This window comes from Candidatus Colwellia aromaticivorans (genome assembly GCF_003333305.1).
In the GTDB taxonomy this organism is placed as follows: Bacteria; Pseudomonadota; Gammaproteobacteria; order Enterobacterales; family Alteromonadaceae; genus Colwellia; species Colwellia aromaticivorans.
In genome coordinates this window covers 49,510-65,935 of the sequence record NZ_QOLD01000058.1, presented here as the reverse complement: position 1 = coordinate 65,935, position 16,426 = coordinate 49,510, and the positions used below count along the sequence as shown (strand labels likewise).

Genomic DNA, 16,426 nt, shown 5'->3' with positions numbered 1-16,426 from the left:
AGCATTATGTTGCGGACTAACTGGTTTTTTCACAAAGACAATAAACAAATTTATATATTTTCACGTTCTCATGAACGTGAAGCATACTTCACATGTGGGTTAACTTAGCGCTCACTATTATAGCGCACACCTGTGGTGCGTTAACTTCTTCACAGTAGTGCGTACGCCCTATTTTGGTAAAAACCCAAACACCTATCCAATTGAATTTATTAATAAAAACTAATTGGTTCATTTATTGCTAATAACAGACCATTATCTAGTTCCGCTATTACAGCGGTAATTTAAAGAAGTAGGATTGCAAAATATGAGCACACAACCCCAAAAAATCGTTGTAGTTGGCAATGGCATGGTTGGTCATCACTTTGTTGATGAAATGGCGAAACATGAAGGCTATGAAATTACAGTGTTATCAGCTGAAGATCGTTTAGCCTATGACCGTGTTCACTTATCAGAGTATTTTTCTGGAAAAACTGCTGATGATTTAGCAATGACTACACCAGCATACTACAATGAAATTGGTGTTAACTTTTTCACCAACGCGAAAGTGACTAACATTGATAAAGCAGCGAAAGTGGTTACCACTGAAGCTGGCGAAACTTACGCTTACGACAAGTTAGTCATGGCAACTGGTTCATATCCATTTGTTCCACCTATTCCAGGTAAAGAACGTGATCATTGTTTGGTTTACCGTACTATTCAAGATTTAGAAGACATTCAAGCGTCAGCTAAAGCCGGTAAAGTCGGTGTTGTTGTTGGTGGTGGTTTATTAGGATTAGAAGCCGCTAACGCACTTAAAGAATTAGGCTTACAAACACACGTTGTTGAATTTGCGCCACAACTGATGGGTGTTCAATTAGACAAAGACGGCGGCGCTTTACTTCGTTCAATGATCGAAGGCATTGGCGTTCAAGTTCACACACAAAAAGCAACTAATGAAATTGTAGACGGCGAAGAATGTGTTCACCGTATGAATTTTGCTGATGGCTCGCATTTAGAAACTGACGTTATATTATTCTCTGCAGGTATTCGCCCATACGATAACTTAGCACGTGAATTTGATTTAGCGGTTGGCGAACGTGGCGGTATTGTTGTTGATAACTACTGTAAAACGTCTGACGAAAGCATTTACGCCATTGGTGAGTGTGCTTTATGGAATAACTTCATCTTCGGTTTAGTGGCGCCGGGCTACACCATGGCTAAGGTTACTGCGGATAACATTATTGGCGGTGAGCGACAATTCACGGGTGCGGATATGAGCACTAAGTTGAAGTTAATGGGCATGGACGTAGGTTCAATTGGCGATGCCCATGCGCGTACTGAAGGCTGTAAAAGCTATGTTTATTCAAACGAACCTGACCAAATTTATAAAAAAATTGTAGTAAGCCCAGACGGTAAAGAATTAATAGGTGCCGTATTAGTGGGTGATACCAGCGAATACGATTCATTATTACAATACGCATTAAATGGTATTGAATTACCTGAAAACCCAGACGGTTTAATTTTACCAAGCTCGGGTGAAAAACCTACATTAGGCGTTGATGCCTTACCCGATACAGCAACCATCTGTTCATGTTTGAATGTAACCAAAGGCGATATTATTGCTGCTATTGATTGTGGTGCAGTGGATGTGGGTGAAGTTAAATCTTCAACGAAAGCCGCTACCGGTTGTGGTGGTTGTGCCGCATTATTGAAGAAAGTCACTGATCACGAACTAGAAAAACGTGGTGTTGAAATTAGCACTGATCTTTGTGAACATTTTGCTTACAGTCGTGTTGAGTTATTTCACATTGTTCAAGCAGAACAAATTAAAACGTTTGACCTGTTAGTAGAAAAACACGGTTCAGGTTTAGGCTGTGAAATTTGTAAGCCAGCAGCCGCGTCTATCCTCGCTTCTGTATGGAATGATTACATATTAAAACCAGACCATGTATCGCTTCAAGACACAAACGATATATTCCTAGGTAACATGCAAAAAGATGGTACTTATTCTGTCGTTCCACGTATGCCCGGCGGTGAAGTAACACCTGATAAATTAATTGTTATTGGTGAAGTAGCTAAAGAATATAACCTATATACCAAAGTAACTGGCGGTCAACGTATCGACTTATTCGGTGCACGTGTTGATCAATTACCGGCTATATGGAAACGCTTAATTGATGCAGGTATGGAAACAGGTCACGCATACGGTAAATCGTTACGTACGGTTAAATCTTGTGTTGGCAGCACTTGGTGTCGTTATGGCCAACAAGACAGCATGGCAATGGCCATTTACTTAGAAGATCGCTACAAAGGTTTACGTTCACCACACAAAATTAAGTTTGCTGTTTCTGGTTGTACTCGTGAGTGTGCTGAAGCGCAAAGTAAAGACATTGGTATTATCGCCACTGAAAACGGCTGGAACTTATACGTCAGTGGTAATGGCGGAATGAAGCCTCGCCATGGTGACTTATTCGCGACTGACTTAGATGATGAAACACTCATTAAATACATTGACCGTTACTTAATGTTCTACGTACGTACAGCAGATCGTTTAACGCGTACTTCTGTATGGTTAGACAACCTAGAGGGCGGTTTAGCCTACATGGAAAAAATCGTTAAAGACGATCACTTAGGTATTAATGCTGAATTAGAAAAACAAATGCAAAATGTGGTTGATACCTATCAATGTGAATGGAAAACAACGATTGAAAGTGAAGAACAATTAAAACGTTTCCGTCAGTTTGTTAACTCTGACACAGTTGATGGCAACATCGAATTCGTTACTGAGCGTGATCAAATTCGTCCAGCTCAGGGTGAAGAGAAAAAATACGGCGTTAAAATTCAAGCAGTTGATCTAACGCCTGCATAAGAAACGTTTACGGATAAGAAAGGAAAATAAAATGACAACAGAAAATACGTGGCAAACCATCTGCCCAACAAGTGATTTAGTGAAAAACTCAGGTGTTTGTGCCTTATTAGCAAACGAAGAGCAAGTTGCCTTATTCCAAGTAGGCAACGACACAGTTTATGCTGTTTCTAACTTTGACCCTTTTGGTAAAGCGAACGTTTTATATCGCGGTTTAATTGGCGAAACTAAAGGTGATATTTATGTTGCGTCACCCTTATTAAAACAACGTTTTGTTTTAAATTCTGGTGTATGTTTAGATGATGATACATTTGCCATTAAAACCTATGAAACACGTGTTACTGACGGAAAATTAGAAATATTCGGTTAGGGTCTGTTGATCTTTCGCGGTTAAATTTTGTTCGCCTTTTTTCAAGGAAGCAAAGCGTTTTAATCGCGGCGAGTAGTGTGTAGCCTAGTCACTCTAAGCAAATCCTACTCAACAAAGAGTAAAACGCTTTTAGCCGAATCCTTCGGACAGCGTTTGTTGGTCCTTTTTACGGCGTTATCGCCTTTTTATGTGACGCTACATGGATGTAGCTTATAAGACAATGCAGGAGCATATTGTCCTGAAAAACCACATGACAAAGGCTCTGTCTTGTATAAATACCCAACAAACAGCTGCAAAAATAATATCTAAAGGTCAATAGCCCCTAATTATTTAACATGATTGTTTCTTTAAAAAAATCCCAGCTTAGGTGACTACGCTGGGATTTTCGTTGATAGTATTCCCCATTTTTCTAACTGCGACAGAAGAAATACGAAATAAGTCCAATACTAGAAGTCATACTAAACGGACTTATACCCAAGTGAATTCAAAGTGCAGGTTTTAGTTGGAATTAGAAACGTCTTTAGGCAAGGCATTGATTGAAAAGAATGGTTACTCAGGAGAATATGCTCCTGCATTCTCTAATAAGCTACATCCTTGTAGCGTCCTTATCAAATCAATAACGAAGCATAAAACGTTTCTAAACCAACCCTACGGGGACAACTGAGCAAACCATCTACTTCGTTGCATCCTTTTTTAAGGGAGCAACCATTAATAAAAAGATGTGCCTTGTATATGGCTCGCTCAGTTGTCCTAAAATCCGCTTTTTAAGTTCATTTGGGTATATTTATTGATCCGCTTCGTATTCCTTTATTTAAAAGCCGATTAATGAAGCAAAACATGATCTCATTCATTGCTAAAAAGTTTAACTCCGTAACATAATTACTATTATTGTAATAAAAAGAGTGAAACTTAAATGAAAGAAGTAGTACTTATCACTGGTGCAAGTTCAGGAATGGGTGAAGTTACCGCTCGTTATTTAAATGAAAATGGCTATACCGTTTATGCCGGCACACGTGACAAAAGCCTTAAAACACCAGAAATATCAGGGGTTAATAATATTTACCTTGATGTGACTGATACTGACTCTATGGAGACGGCCGTTAACGCTATAATTGCCCAACATAGTAAAATTGATGTATTGGTAAATAATGCAGGTTTTGGCTTAGTATCAACGGCAGAGGAAGTTACTGATGAAGAAATTTTTAAGCAGTTTGATGTAAACGTTTTTGGATTAATGAAAATGACCAGAGCGGTTCTTCCTTATATGCGCAAGGCTCAAGCTGGCGTAATTATCAATATTAGTTCATTTCTTGGGAAAATGGGTCTACCACTTCTTTCTCATTACAACGCAAGTAAATATGCGGTTGAAGGGTTTGTTGACTCGATTCGGTTTGAAATGGCGCCCTACAATGTGCGAGTTCACTCCATTCAGTCGGGATTGTTTGGCACTAACTTTGTTAAAAAAGGCTTGGTTGCCAACTCAGCCACAACCAGTGAAGATTCACCTTATAAAGACTTAGTTGCACATTTTGTTCCTATTGTCGCTAAAGCAATCAACGAAGGCCCAAATCCTCAACCTATTGCCGATGCCGTTAAAGCTATCATTGAAAATGAAAATTCATTAATTGCTATTCCTGTTGGCGGTGAAGCAACAACCTTCGTACCATTAAGAAAAGCGTTATCTGATGAAGATTTTGAAATTAAAGTTAAAGATACTTTCGGTATATAAATAAAATCGGTCTATTTTTTAAGCATAAAATCAGTTATAGCCACTTCAAAATGAGTAATTAAGTGGCTATAAGTTAACTAAGTACTGTACAAAAGAAACTCAAAAGAATATGAAAAATAACCCAATCAATAGTTCGCTCGGTATATTTCCTAAATCATGGAGTGAAGAACATGCCGGAAGAATTCCTGGAAACATCCCTATTTGGGTTGGCATATTATCTGAACTCACTGAGTTTGGTATTTTCTTTGTCGCCTATTTTATTGCTAAGTTCTATTACCCTGAGGTGTTTACTCAAGGACCACAAAGTTTACATACCTCGTTAGGCGTAACCAATACTATTATTCTGTTAACTAGCAGCTATTTTATGGCTAAAGCGATGGCCAATATTCGCCTTGATAATAAGTCTAAATGTGAACGCTATTTATGGTTAGCTTTTTTTTGTGGCTGTTTATATTTAATTATAAAAACATGGGAGTTTTATTGGAATGACTTACAAGGGTTTGGCCCCAGTACCAGTGAATTTTTTACTGTCTATTATTATATGACGTTTAATCACTTTCTTCATGTTGGCTGGGCTTCATGCGCTATTTTATGGGTGATATTTAGATTAAGAAGTGGTGCTTACTCATCGAAAGAAAATTCTGGTTTAGAGGCCTTGGCAGTGTATTGGCACATGATAGATTTAATGTGGATCCTTATTTTTCCATTATTATATGTACTGAGGTAGGGATTATAATGAAACACGTCGGAAAATTAGAGTATTACTTATTAGCGTTGATAGCGATCACCTTGTTCAATACTTTTTTGGGTGAACAGTTTGCCTCAACAACATTGGTCACTATCTTAATAGCGCTTACCGTTACCTATAAGGGATTTATGGTGATCGATCATTTTATGGAATTAAAAGGAGCCAACAAAAATTTACGTTTTTTAATGAAGCTCTATTTTACCATCTTTCCATCACTGATTATATTAAGTGCATTTTACTAAACACTATAAATTCCAAGCGTTTAATAAAATCATGGGTATCTATTCACCATACCTAGTATTCCCGTCATTCCAGTTGTGTCTTTGCCTACAGGACGTAGGGTCTAGCTTTGGTCTGGAACTACAAAGCTGAAGCTGGAATCTCAGTGTTTAAAATTCTAGACTCCCGATTTAAAGACCTCGGGAGTGACGATAGGTGAATAGTTACAATCATGGTAGTATTAAAGTGTTTAGAATAAATAATATTTTTAAAAAGAAAAAGCACCAAACTTAACGAGTGGTGCTTTGTGGCAATCAAACATAGTCTAGAACTTTTGTTCCATACCTATAGCAAAATAAGTACCTTCGGTGGCTTTTTTAATGGTTTGGCCATCAAAGCTAAGTCCTTCTCTGTCTGTGTACCAAGCAAACACTTTAGTATTTTTTCCTAACTTATAGTCTGCACCAATATTAATCGCATCTGCGCCGGCAAACTCTTGATATTGAACTTTAGCTAATACTTTGCCTATTTTATATGAAGCATTTACAGCATAGCCATTTTCGCTTTTACCAATAAACGCCGCATTAGCAGCATCAAAAACTTCAGAAATTTCACTCTCAGTTAAAATAGCACCAAGACGTAAATCACCTAGCTGATACATACCCACTAAGCGTGTAGTCTCATATATTGCACTTTTACCTTGCATGTTTTGATCATGGGCAAGTGATAAGAAAAAATCAGTTTTCTTTAATTTACCATCACCAAATTGTACAGCAATTGAGAATGGGTCATCTAGATCGCTATCTTCAGAAAGAATATAACTTGCTAAAAACTTAACATTATTAAAGCTCGGAGATTTATAAGTTAATGAGTCAGTAACACGGTTCTCACCAATAAATAAGTGCTTCAAATCACCTTCGTAATCATTGAATAAATCAAACTTACCTTGAGACACTTTTAACGTTGTATCAGAGCGACCTAAAGTTACTTCACCAAAACCACCTTGTAAACCAACCCATTGGTTACGAGCAGTTAAGTTTTCTTTAGAATCATCGTTAACATTGACTTGCCATTCAAGTTTATAAATAGCAGTTAAATCATAATCTGTATCAAGTTTATATTTACCTTTCACACCTACACGAGAAGCATTACTTTGTAATTCATTAAAAGATTCACCTTTTTCTTCTGATGCTTGCAAGCTAATATTAAGTTTGCCGTAGAAGTCTACTGCTTCGTCAAGCTTATCTGCTGCAAACGCGGGTAATGCTAGACTTGAGCATATTGCTAATGCAATAGTATTTTTAACTAATTTCATGTTTTAAAGCCTTTTAATATTTTTATAAATAAAGTGTTTTTGTTATATTCAATTAATAACAAGTTCTAAAGTGTCTGACTGATTGCTATGCTATTATTTTTTTATTACATGAATATGACAAAATAAAAAAATATATCGCTAACGATTCAAAATATACGCTAGCAGCAAACCTCTAAATAACATGTCATAAGTATGTCTTTCTACGTTGATTGAAGTTGTTTGAGTATACACTTTTCAGGTATCATGGCTTTTTTAAAAACAGCTTACAAAAGCTATTAATGCCTAGGATGCAATTTATGTGGTTTAAGAACCTATACTTTTTCGCTTTCACTCGACCTTTTGAATGGTCAGAGGAAACATTAGAAAAACACCTTTGCGAACATCTTTTTACCCCCTGTGGCTCTACTGAATTAGCGCATTTTGGTTGGGTAAATGCCCTAGGAAAACACGGAGATTCAAGTGTTCATTGTGCCAACGACAATTTTTTAATTTGCGCTCGTAAAGAAGAAAAAATGTTACCTGCCTCTGTGATCAAAGATATGGTTGAAGAAAAAGTCAATTTACTTGAACTAGAGCAAGGTCGTGGCGCAACGAAAAAAGAAAAAGAGCAATTTAAAGAAGATATTACTTTCGAGTTATTACCACGCGCTTTCTCACGTATTTCAGATACGCATGCTTATATTAGTCCAAAAGACAATATTATCGTCATCAATTCAAGCTCTCGTGGTAAAGCAGAAGATTTACTCGCGCTACTAAGAAAAGTACTCGGAACATTACCCGTAACTAGTTTAGAGCCCGATGTTGCTGCAGATGAAACCATGACAGACTGGTTAATTAAGAAAAATTTAGGGCCAAAATTTACCTTAGGTATGGAAGCTGAATTTAACGCCATGGGCGATGATGGTGCAGTCATCAGAGTAAAAAACCAAGATCTTGATAGCGATGAAATTAAATCTCATTTAGATGCCGACAAATACATGGTTAAAGCCGCAATGGAATGGGATGAATCATTGTCTTTTATTCTTTGTGAAGATTTAGCCATTAAACGCATTAAATTTTTTGATGTTATTCAAGAACAAAATGATGATATTGACGCAGATGATATTGTTGCAAAATTAGATGCTGATTTCGCCTTGATGGCCGGTGAATTAAACCGCTTTATTCATGACTTATTAGCTGAGTTTTCATTAAAAACCACTGATCTATTAGAAAAAGATTAAACTTTTGGAGTATTAAAAATGTCAATTATCAACATGACAGATCTAAATTTAGCCGGACAACGTGTTCTTATACGTGAAGATTTAAATGTACCTGTGCAAGAAGGTAAAATCACCTCAGATGCACGTTTACTAGCAGCCTTACCGACAATGAAACTCGCATTAGAAGCGGGCGCAAAGGTTATGGTAATGTCACACCTTGGTCGTCCAACAGAAGGTGAATATAATACTGATTATTCTCTTCAGCCTGTTGCTGATTATCTAGCTGCAGCGCTTAATTACCCTGTACGCCTAGTAAACGATTACTTATCTGGCGTTGAAGTTGCTGCTGGTGAATTAGTTATATTTGAAAATGTTCGTTTTAATCAAGGCGAAAAGAAAAATGATGACGCGTTAGCAAAACAACTAGCAGCCCTTTGCGATATTTTTGTAATGGATGCTTTCGGTACAGCTCATCGCGCCCAAGCCAGTACGCACGGCGTGGCTAAATTTGCCCCTACCGCTTGTGCTGGCCCATTATTAACCGGTGAATTAAATGCTTTAGGTAAAGCGTTAGACAATCCAGCCCGCCCTCTTGTCGCGATTGTTGGTGGTTCAAAAGTGTCAACTAAGCTTACCGTATTAGATTCATTATCGAAGATTGCAGACATTATTGTTGTTGGTGGTGGTATTTCAAATACGTTTGTAGCTGCAGCTGGCCATGAAGTAGGTAAATCATTATATGAAGCCGATTTAATTCCAGAAGCACAACGTTTATGCGCGCAAACCCAAGTAATCTTTGCTGATGACGTTACGGTAACCCGAGATGGGTTTAGCGACTGGAAACATGATTCTGCCACCACAATAAAATCAGCTTCTGAAGTTGATGCTCTTGATGACATTATTGATTATGGTCCAGAAACAGCAAATAAAGTGGCTGAAATAATTAAAACAGCTGGCACTATATTATGGAATGGCCCTGTAGGCGTATTTGAAATGGACGCCTTTGCCAAAGGTACTGAGGTTATTTCTCATGCTATTGCTGACAGTACGGCTTTTTCAATTGCTGGCGGCGGCGATACCTTAGCTGCTGTTGATAAATATGATATTAAAGATAAAGTATCGTATATTTCCACTGGTGGTGGTGCTTTTTTAGAGTTCTTAGAAGGCAAGAAATTACCTGCTGTTGAAATTTTAGAACAAAGAGCAAGTAAATAGTTTGGAGTTTATAAAAGCCTAACAAGCAAAAATAACAAAACAGTTATTTTTGCTCGGTTATAAACCTAAAGCACCTCAAAATACGCGTTGCCGTATCTTGAGGTGATATTTTTTAATAAAAAATAATAAAATAATAGAAATAACACTATACTGAAAAATATGAGTTGTTCTTCCACCCAAACTTCCTGAACGTTAACCGATTTAATTTAGCCGCTTTACTCAAGGAGATCTTCATGACTTTAACGCCTGATGCTTTTGCAAAAATGCTAATAAAAATTACCAATCAAGATGGTTTTATTGCCGCCTTAGACCAAAGCGGCGGTAGTACACCAAAAGCACTCGCTTTATATGGCATAGAAGAATCTAGCTTTAGCAATGATGAACAGATGTATGACTTAGTACACAAAATGCGCACACGTATAGTCACTAACGCTGCTTTCCACGGCACACGAATTTTAGGTGCTATTTTATTTGAAAATACCTTAGATAGAGAGTTTGAAGGTAAAAATGCCGCACAATATCTATGGCAAGACAAAAATATAGTACCATTTTTAAAGGTTGATAAAGGTCTTTGCGAAGAGAATAATGGTGTGCAGTTAATGAAAGCGTTACCAACGCTGAATACATTACTAGACAAAGCAGTTACGCAAGATGTCTTTGGCACTAAAATGCGCTCAGTTATCAAATTAGCCAACCAACAAGGTATTAATGATATTGTTGCGCAACAATTCACCATTGCAAAACAAATTTTAGCAAAGGGGTTAATACCAATAATTGAACCTGAAATTGATATTAATAGTCCTGAAAAGTCTGCAGCTGAAGTATTACTTAAGTCAGCATTGCTTGATGAATTAGATGCATTATCTAATGGGCAGAATGTCATGTTAAAACTCACACTGCCTGATTCAAATAATTTTTATACTGATTGTATTAATCATAAAAACATTATAAAAGTTGCAGCTTTATCAGGTGGTTACACCAGAACACAAGCAAATAAAAAACTTCACTCAAATCATGCTATGGTAGCGAGCTTCTCTCGCGCCCTCACTGAAGGACTATCTGCGAAACAATCAAATAATGAATTTAACATAACATTAGATAGTGCCATAGCAAGTATATTTACTGCATCTAAATCTTAAGGAAAATAAAACGCCTTAAAGCAGAATGAACTATGCGAATGAGTGTGGTTAACTTTCACACATAAAAACAAAAACCTTATGGAAACAACGCTTTTTTATAAGTTTTTTTTGTAAGTTTAGTACAAAATGCTAACATTCCCCATCGAACCTTCAAAACCACAACTTTCTATGCCCGAAGCAGTTAAACTCTGATATAATTTCGCCACTAAAATAGAAAACATAACCTTTAATTGACTACCCTAGGAGTAACCAATGGCTTTAATTTCAATGCGTCAAATGCTTGATCATGCTGCAGAGTTTGGATATGGAATCCCAGCATTTAATGTAAATAACTTAGAGCAAGTGCGCGCAATTATGATTGCAGCAGATAAAACTGATAGCCCTGTTATTCTTCAAGGCTCTGCAGGCGCTCGTAAGTATGCTGGAGCACCATTTTTACGCCATTTAATTTTAGCCGCCATTGAAGAGTTTCCTCACATTCCGGTGGTAATGCATCAAGATCACGGTACTTCACCAAGCGTATGTCAGCGCTCAATTCAATTAGGATTCTCATCTGTAATGATGGATGGCTCCTTAATGAGCGATGGTAAAACGCCAAGTAGTTATGATTATAATGTTGACGTAACGCGTAAAACCGTTGAAATGGCACATGCTTGTGGCGTGTCTGTGGAAGGAGAATTAGGCTGCTTAGGTTCGTTAGAAACAGGTGAAGCCGGTGAAGAAGATGGTATTGGTGCCGTAGGTAAATTAACGATGGAACAAATGCTAACAAACCCTGAAGAAGCTGCTGATTTTGTGCAAAAAACGCAAGTAGATGCGTTAGCTATTGCCTGTGGTACTTCACACGGTGCTTATAAATTTACTCGCCCACCAACAGATGATATTTTAGCCATTGATCGTATTAAAGCAATACATCAACGTATTCCTAATACGCATTTAGTTATGCATGGCTCATCGTCTGTTCCACAAGAATGGTTAGCTATTATTAATGAATTTGGTGGTAATATCCCAGAAACTTATGGCGTACCTGTTGAACAAATTCAAGAAGGCATCAAAAACGGTGTTCGTAAAGTTAATATTGATACTGATTTACGACTAGCCTCAACTGGCGCTACCAGACGCTTTCTAGCACAAAACCCAAGTGAATTTGATCCTCGTAAATTTTTAGCTGAAACAACCAAAGCAATGTCTGATATTTGTGTTGCCCGTTATGAAGCGTTTAATACTGCAGGTAATGCCAGTAAAATAAAACCCATTAGCCTTGATACTATGTTTGATCTTTATCAAGCAGGTAAACTAAATGCGCTAATCAAGTAATCGATACCCGCTCCACTTGAAGATGATCGTTTCAGCAAGTCTGAGAGATTCATAATCAAGTGGAACGGCTATATAGCTAAACATATTCAAACCATCTAGATTTTTTGTAATAATAGGTGGTTCTTTTCTTTTTACTTTCATACAAAAATTCTCTTTAAAATAAAGTCAATTTATTTATAATACTCTGCTTTAGAATTGTGATTTACCCATAGCCTTTATAACACCTCGCTTATAAATCTATTATTTTTATTAACTACGATTACTTTACAGTCTTAGTTAAATTATTTTGTGTGAAAATTGAGAATAAAATGTGTCGTTTTTTAGTACTAACATCATTTTTCCTATTATCTGTTACTGCTTATGCACAAGGAAGTTACTCTCAAGATGAGAATAAACAGGTTTCAATAAATCAAACAAACTCTCTCTCGAAAGCAACTGCTGCCGATATTTTATCTAGTCTTGAAAACCCAGTACAAACAAATGCGGTTAACATCAAGCCGATGCTGATTGGTTCTGCTGAACTAGGTTTTTTATACAAAACCGGTAATACTCAAAGTGCTGATATAAAAACGGGTATTGATTTACGTTTTGAGCAAAGCCGTTGGTTAAGCTTGATAAACATAGATTTACTCATCAAAAAAGCTGATGTGGCTGATAAAGATACGGGTGATTCACACTTTAAGACCACTGACAAAAAATGGACAATAGCTTCGCAAACTAATTACAGCTTAGACAGTAGCGAGAAGCATTACATCTACGGTAATGTTTGGTATGAAGAAAATGACTTTAGTGGTTTTATCAATCAAAGCTCAGTTTCTACTGGCTGGGGTAGGCATTGGTATAGAACTAATGAAGCCTCACTTTGGGGTGATATTGGCCCTGGCTATAAGCGCGATCAACTTAAAGTAACCGATAAAGAGCCAACACACACAATAGCGTCATGGATTATACAGGCCCAAGCGCTGTATATAAGAAAACTCGGCGAGCATGTCGAATTAAAACAATATGTTAGTGTCAAGCAAGCAATAAAAACAGGTGAGAATAGTATTTATAAGGGGGAAACCTCTATCACAACTAAACTTATTTCAACATTGCAGCTAAAGTTTACTTTTACTGTTAACTACAATACTGACATCGAAGATGACAAGAAAAACTTAGATACTCAAACCGCCGTAACGTTAGTTTATAGTTTTTAATCAACCTGATATTTAATATTAAAATATCAGGTGTTATAATTTCTTTGATTTGACATATTAAACATATTAAAAATAACAAGGGAATATCATGGTTCGTAACTACACACTAACAGCTTTATGCTTATTACCACTAGTGTCATACGCAGTATCAGCGGAAGACACAGAAAAAAAATCAGAATATACTGCATCAGCTGAATTAGGCTTTTTATATAAAACAGGCAACACAAAAAGTGCAGATATTAAAGCTGGTTTTAATCTGAAGCATGAAAAGGATAAGTGGAGATCTGTAGTTGCTTTTAATATTCTCGCTAAAAAACTAGAAAAAGAAGATGCTGATGGTAATGAAGAGTTTGAAACGACTGATAATAAGTGGGATATACTTACCCAAACCAACTACACCATAGGTGAAGAAGGTAAAAACTACCTTTACGGTAACCTTGCTTATGAACAAGATAAATTCAGTGGTTTTGAATCACAAAGTTCTTTTTCTGCTGGTTGGGGTCGCCACTGGTATGAAACTGAAACCTCATCGTTTTTTGCTGATATAGGTCCCGGTGTAAAATATGATGTTACCCGTGCAACTGATACAGACTCATCATCAAGCAGCACCAGCTTAATCATACAAGCACAGGCTCTTTATACACATAAGTTCAATGAACATGTTGAATTTAAACAATACCTTGTTGCTAAGCAAGCGACTGAATCAGGTGAAAACAGTATTTATAAATCTGAATCTTCTGTTACCGCTCAGTTAATTGACTCTCTACAACTAAAATTTGCTTTACGTATAAATTATGACACTGAAGTTGAGCCTGAATTTGAAAATACAAATACAGAAACTTCAATGACTTTAATCTATAATTTCTAGTCTATTCATAAATACCACTATTATTCTCAAATTAAAAGTATTGATAATAACAGTGGTATCCCCCTACTGATTATCGTCTTTTATTCAAATGAAAGTATGCCTAATACCAAATGAAATAATGAATGAGTCAATTCATTACTTCAATTGGTATAATATTATGTTACTGCTTTAAAGGTACTGCTTGGTGAATTATAACAAACTCACCACGGCCAGCCTGTTCATACCATCGATTTATATCATTGATTAATGAATCAAGTTTTAATAATAATTAATCCTAACTTATTGCTGATCAAATCCATACTGAAGGCTACTTTTGACAAACTTGTAAAACAAAAAAGCTAGAGTTTTAAAAACTCTAGCTTTTTATTTATATTGAACTTTTTACAAGCTCTACATAATTCTTAACAAGTTAGTGATTAGTTAAACTGGTTAGAAGTGTTTTTCGCGCCGCCTGCTTTAAGAGCATTTTCACCAGCAAAGTATTCTTTATGATCATCACCCATGTCTGAACCAGACATGTTTTGATGTTTAACACATGCGATACCTTGACGGATTTCTTCACGCTGAACTTTCTTAACGTAACCTAACATACCTTGCTCACCGAAGTACTCTTTAGCTAAGTTGTCTACAGACAACGCAGTAGTGTGGTAAGTAGGTAGAGTGATTAAGTGATGGAATACGTTTGCTTCACGAGCAGTATCTGCTTGGAAAGTACGAATGCGCTCATCAGCAGTTGCAGACAATTCAGTTGCATCATATTCTGCTTTCATTAAGTCAGCACGAACGTATGCAGATACATCTTGACCCGCTTCAACCATTGCATCATATGCTTGTTGACGGAAGTTAAGTGTCCAGTTAAAAGATGGAGAGTTGTTATAAACAAGTTTCGCATCTGGGTGAACTTTACGAACGTCATCCATCATGCCAGCAATTTCGTGTACTGTAGGTACTGCAGTTTCAATCCAAAGTAGATCAGCACCTGCATTAAGTGCACCAATACAGTCAAATACACAACGTTCATGGCCAGTACCTTGACGGAATTGGTATAAACCTGAAGGTAAACGCTTAGGACGAACTAATTTACCGTCACGGTTAAAGCATACATCGCCTTCTTCCATGTCAGCTACGCTGATTTCTTCAACATCTAAGTAAGAGTTATAGATATCGCCAGAATCACCTGGTTCTTTAACTACAGCGATTTCTTTAGTAAGACCAGCACCTTCAGAGTCAGTACGTGCAACGATAAGACCGTTGTCGATACCTAGCTCTAAGAAAGCATGGCGTAATGCACGAATCTTAGAATGGAAATCAGCATGAGGAACAGTTACTTTGCCATCTTGATGTCCACATTGCTTTTCATCAGCTACTTGGTTTTCAATTTGAAGGGCACAAGCGCCGGCTTCAATCATTTGCTTAGCCATGATGTAAGTCGCTTCAGCGTTACCAAAACCAGCATCGATATCAGCAACAATTGGCACAACGTGAGTAACGTGATTATCAATTTTAAATTGGATAGCAGCTTTGTCGCCTTCTGCAGCAGCGTCTAGTTCACGGAAAAGACCGCCTAGCTCACGTGCATCAGCTTGACGTAAGAATGTGTAAAGCTCAGCAACCAAAGAAGCTACAGAAGTTTTTTCGTGCATAGATTGATCAGGAAGAGGACCAAATTCACTGCGAAGTGCAGCAACCATCCAACCTGAAAGGTATAAATAACGACGGTCTGTTTTGCCATCAAAATGTTTCTTGATAGAAATCATTTTTTGTTGGCCAACAAAACCATGCCAGCAACCTAGAGATTGTGTGTATTGAGTCTTGTCTGCATCAAAAGCAGCCATATCAGCACGCATAATGTCTGCAGTGTACTGAGCAATCTCTAGACCAGTTTTGAATTTGTTCTGTAGACGCATACGAGCAACTGATTCTGGGTTTATAGGATCCCAAGAGCTACCTGCATTTGCTTTAATCGCTTGAACCGCTTCTATTGCACTCTGATAATTAGACATATCAATCTCCGTTTACTTTGTTTGTAGTATATAAAAAGCTATATTAGCTTGGTTGGTGTAACTGACTTTGTATGCCGTTACACTAGACGACAAAAATAATAGTCTACTCACTATGTATTTAGGAAATATATAATTATGATTACCATCATTCACGTAGAAAATATCACTTCTTCATAGTAAAAGGAAAACACCTCTTAAATAAATTAAAACAAGTAGTTATAACGAATTATCATTTTTTATGTTCTCTAACACGATAAAATGAA

Annotated in this window: 13 protein-coding genes and 1 pseudogene; 12 read left to right on the top strand and 2 right to left on the bottom strand. The window is 37.0% G+C overall.

Translation table 11 applies throughout. The features are described from left to right. Positions 1–304: 304 nt before the first annotated feature. The 6 genes and pseudogenes from nirB (at position 305) to DWA31_RS08860 (ending at position 5,934) form a co-directional block, all read left to right on the top strand. Positions 305–2,848 (top strand): nitrite reductase large subunit NirB, encoded by a 2,544-nt coding sequence (gene nirB, locus DWA31_RS08885; RefSeq protein ID WP_114326238.1) that lies wholly within the window; start codon positions 305–307, stop codon positions 2,846–2,848. A 31-nt stretch (positions 2,849–2,879) separates the two neighbouring features. Further along, positions 2,880–3,215: a nitrite reductase small subunit NirD gene (gene nirD, locus DWA31_RS08880; protein WP_114326237.1), complete on the top strand. Its 336-nt coding sequence runs from the start codon at positions 2,880–2,882 to the stop codon at positions 3,213–3,215. A gap of 75 nt (positions 3,216–3,290) precedes the next feature. Beyond that, positions 3,291–3,524 (top strand): annotated as a pseudogene (locus DWA31_RS17500) (hypothetical protein). Positions 3,525–4,128: 604 nt separating this feature from the next. Beyond that, positions 4,129–4,944 (top strand): SDR family oxidoreductase, encoded by an 816-nt coding sequence (locus tag DWA31_RS08870; RefSeq protein ID WP_114326236.1) that lies wholly within the window; start codon positions 4,129–4,131, stop codon positions 4,942–4,944. Between the two features lie 109 nt (positions 4,945–5,053). Next, the gene (locus DWA31_RS08865) at positions 5,054–5,671 is read left to right on the top strand and encodes a cytochrome c oxidase subunit 3 family protein (protein WP_114326235.1); all 618 of its coding nucleotides are present in this window, start codon (positions 5,054–5,056) and stop codon (positions 5,669–5,671) included. An 8-nt stretch (positions 5,672–5,679) separates the two neighbouring features. Beyond that, a complete protein-coding gene (locus DWA31_RS08860) occupies positions 5,680–5,934 on the top strand; it encodes a cytochrome C oxidase subunit IV family protein (RefSeq protein ID WP_114326234.1) in 255 nt (84 codons plus the stop codon). Between the two features lie 302 nt (positions 5,935–6,236). On the opposite strand, the gene DWA31_RS08855 is transcribed toward DWA31_RS08860, so the two are convergent. Then, the gene (locus tag DWA31_RS08855) at positions 6,237–7,226 is read right to left on the bottom strand and encodes a porin (RefSeq protein ID WP_114326233.1); all 990 of its coding nucleotides are present in this window, start codon (positions 7,224–7,226) and stop codon (positions 6,237–6,239) included. A 296-nt stretch (positions 7,227–7,522) separates the two neighbouring features. Here DWA31_RS08855 and rdgC point away from each other — a divergent pair, with 296 nt between their 5' ends. From rdgC to DWA31_RS08825, 6 genes are all read left to right on the top strand, one after another. Further along, positions 7,523–8,446, top strand: coding sequence for a recombination-associated protein RdgC (gene rdgC, locus DWA31_RS08850; RefSeq protein WP_114326232.1), 924 nt, complete (start codon positions 7,523–7,525; stop codon positions 8,444–8,446). An 18-nt stretch (positions 8,447–8,464) separates the two neighbouring features. Continuing rightward, positions 8,465–9,640: a phosphoglycerate kinase gene (locus tag DWA31_RS08845; protein WP_114326231.1), complete on the top strand. Its 1,176-nt coding sequence runs from the start codon at positions 8,465–8,467 to the stop codon at positions 9,638–9,640. 233 nt (positions 9,641–9,873) lie between these two features. Continuing rightward, positions 9,874–10,779: a fructose bisphosphate aldolase gene (locus tag DWA31_RS08840; RefSeq protein ID WP_245942561.1), complete on the top strand. Its 906-nt coding sequence runs from the start codon at positions 9,874–9,876 to the stop codon at positions 10,777–10,779. Positions 10,780–11,031: 252 nt separating this feature from the next. After that, entirely contained in the window at positions 11,032–12,096 is a 1,065-nt protein-coding gene (fba, locus tag DWA31_RS08835; protein WP_114326230.1) for a class II fructose-bisphosphate aldolase, read from the top strand. A gap of 308 nt (positions 12,097–12,404) precedes the next feature. Continuing rightward, positions 12,405–13,292, top strand: coding sequence for a DUF481 domain-containing protein (locus DWA31_RS08830; RefSeq protein WP_114326229.1), 888 nt, complete (start codon positions 12,405–12,407; stop codon positions 13,290–13,292). An 88-nt stretch (positions 13,293–13,380) separates the two neighbouring features. Continuing rightward, positions 13,381–14,160: a DUF481 domain-containing protein gene (locus DWA31_RS08825; protein WP_114326228.1), complete on the top strand. Its 780-nt coding sequence runs from the start codon at positions 13,381–13,383 to the stop codon at positions 14,158–14,160. Positions 14,161–14,576: 416 nt separating this feature from the next. Here DWA31_RS08825 and DWA31_RS08820 read toward each other — a convergent pair whose 3' ends face one another. Next, positions 14,577–16,163 (bottom strand): isocitrate lyase, encoded by a 1,587-nt coding sequence (locus DWA31_RS08820; protein ID WP_114326227.1) that lies wholly within the window; start codon positions 16,161–16,163, stop codon positions 14,577–14,579. Positions 16,164–16,426 lie beyond the last annotated feature (263 nt).